The organism is Cognatilysobacter lacus, from assembly GCF_008274655.1.
In the GTDB taxonomy this organism is placed as follows: domain Bacteria; phylum Pseudomonadota; class Gammaproteobacteria; order Xanthomonadales; family Xanthomonadaceae; genus Cognatilysobacter; species Cognatilysobacter lacus.
Window position 1 is genome coordinate 1 of record NZ_VTRV01000247.1, and the last position, 2,045, is coordinate 2,045.

The window sequence follows — 2,045 nt, forward strand, 5'->3', positions numbered from 1 at the left end:
GAGGTTGTCGAGCAGCTGCGTGGCGACGGCGACCGGCGGCGGCGCGGCATGCGCGGCGTGGCCGGAGGCCGCGGCGATCAGCACGACCAGGGCAATGGCGGCCGCTGAACGAGTGGACGCGCGAGTGGACGCGCGCACCTCAGGCTTCCCGCTTGCAGAACATGCGCAACGCATCCGCCGGCGCAGCCTGCACGACGGAGACCAGCTCCCAGCCTTGCGGACCGAGCCTGTCGAGCTCTTCCTGCACGCGTTCCGAAAGCTTTCCGCCGAACATCCTGATATCGATTTCGACCACCTTGTACTGCCAGCGCCTGTCGCTCATCAGCTTTCGCCCTCCTCGGGCGTTGAATCGGTATTGCCGGGCTTGGGCAGCCGGCCGGCCTTGCGCAGTGCGTCGCGCAACACGTATTCGATCTGCGCGTTGAGGCTGCGCAATTCGTCGTCGGCCCAGCGCTGTACCGCCGTCATGACGTCGGCGTTGATGCGCAGCGGATAGGCCTTCTTTTCGCTCATCCGCGCCGCCGCCGGACCACCGCGACCAGCATCGCGATCGCGAGCGCATTCACCAGCAACGCGACCGCGAGGACGACCAGCACGATGCGGCCGGCGTCCGCACCGGCCCACAACATGGCCGCTGCGCCGACGAGCATCACGGCGCCCACGATGCGCATGCAGCGCACCAGGGTGACGGCCAACCCCGATTCGGTGCGGTCCGGATCACGCCGCTGTGAACTGCGCGCCAGCGACTGCGCGACCAGGAACGCCGGCACGCTGGTCAGCGCGAACGCGAGGGCGATCGCATTGCCGTCCATCAGTAGATCGAACCCGCGTTGACGATCGGCTGCGTGCCGCGCTCGCCGCACAGCACGACCAGCAGGTTGCTGACCATCTGCGCCTTGCGCTCTTCGTCCAGATGGACGACGCCGTTCTTCTCAAGCTCGGCGAGCGCCATCTGCACCATGCCCACGGCGCCGGCGACGATGCGCGTCCGCGCCGCGATGATCGCGTTCGCCTGTTGGCGCTGCAGCATGGCCTGCGCGATTTCGGGCGCATAGGCCAGATGGCTGATGCGCGCATCGATCACCGCGACACCGGCGTCGGCCAGGCGCTCTGCCAGCAGTTCCGCGAGATGCTTGCTGATCTCGGCCGCGTGGCTGCGCAGCGCCAGCTGCCCGTCCTCGTGCTGGTCGTAGGGATAGCTCGTCGCCATCGCGCGCAGCGCCGACTCGGCCTGGATGTGCACGAAGGTTTCGTAGTCGTTGACGTTGTAGACGGCCTCGGCGCTGTCGGCCACCTGCCAGACGATGACGGCCGCGATCTCGATCGGCGAGCCGTCGAGCTCGTTGACCTTCAGCTTGCCGCTCTCGAAGTTGCGCACGCGCAGGGACACCTTCTTCTTCGTATAGAAGGGGTTGTTCCACCGCAGGCCGTTGGCTCGGTCGGTGCCGATGTAGCGGCCGAACAGGCTGAGAACCGCCGACTGGTTGGGTTCAACCACGTACAGGCCGAAGAGGCAGACGAACAACACCAGGCCGACGATCGCGGCCAGGGCGATCATTCCCGGATGCGCGGCGCCAATCGCTCGGATGAACCAGGCCGCGTCGGCCAGGCTGGCGACCAGCAGGCCGAGAAGGACCGGAAGGCCGGACATGGAACGTGCTTGGATCTCTTTCATGGGTATTCCCTCGTGGACGAGAGAAAGATATCAGAAAGATATCATCTGCCATTACCGCTCGTCGGTGGCGCGTCGGCGTCGACGTCGATCCGGTAGAGCGGCGCCGGGACGAACTCGCCGGTGGCGAACACGTGGCGCGAATCGACGTCCCAACCCATCGCCTCGGCCTGCGGCAGCCACGGCAGCAGCAGCACGCGCGGCGGGCGCGATGCCGCGTGCGCCCAGTCCTCGTCGCCATGCCGGTCGTAGACCAGCAAATAGCGGTAGGTCATGACCGCGAGCCGGCGGCCGTCCGGCGAAATGTCCGCAGCCGTGACCTGCGCCGACAGCGGCGCGCGCTCGTCGGTGCCGCCCTCCGGCGCCAGGTCGG

At 67.5% G+C, this 2,045-nt stretch carries 5 protein-coding genes; all 5 read right to left on the bottom strand.

Annotated features, from left to right (window positions below; all coding sequences use genetic code 11):
* Positions 1-139 precede the first annotated feature (139 nt).
* Positions 140-322 carry a DUF4177 domain-containing protein gene (locus tag FW784_RS13740; RefSeq protein WP_149353887.1) on the bottom strand — a complete coding sequence of 61 codons (183 nt, stop codon included), beginning with the start codon at positions 320-322 and terminating at the stop codon, positions 140-142.
* Entirely contained in the window at positions 322-513 is a 192-nt protein-coding gene (locus FW784_RS13745; protein ID WP_149353888.1) for a type II toxin-antitoxin system antitoxin, read from the bottom strand. The genes FW784_RS13740 and FW784_RS13745 overlap by 1 nt, the downstream gene beginning before the upstream one ends.
* Positions 510-812, bottom strand: a complete 303-nt coding sequence (locus tag FW784_RS13750) for a hypothetical protein (RefSeq protein ID WP_149353889.1) — start codon at positions 810-812, stop codon at positions 510-512. The genes FW784_RS13745 and FW784_RS13750 overlap by 4 nt, the downstream gene beginning before the upstream one ends.
* Positions 812-1,675 carry an SPFH domain-containing protein gene (locus FW784_RS13755; protein ID WP_149353890.1) on the bottom strand — a complete coding sequence of 288 codons (864 nt, stop codon included), beginning with the start codon at positions 1,673-1,675 and terminating at the stop codon, positions 812-814. Before FW784_RS13755 ends, FW784_RS13750 begins: the two co-directional genes overlap by 1 nt.
* Before the next feature lie 41 nt (positions 1,676-1,716).
* The coding region (locus FW784_RS14520) for a hypothetical protein (RefSeq protein ID WP_205123631.1) at positions 1,717-2,045 on the bottom strand (329 nt) is incomplete at its 5' end.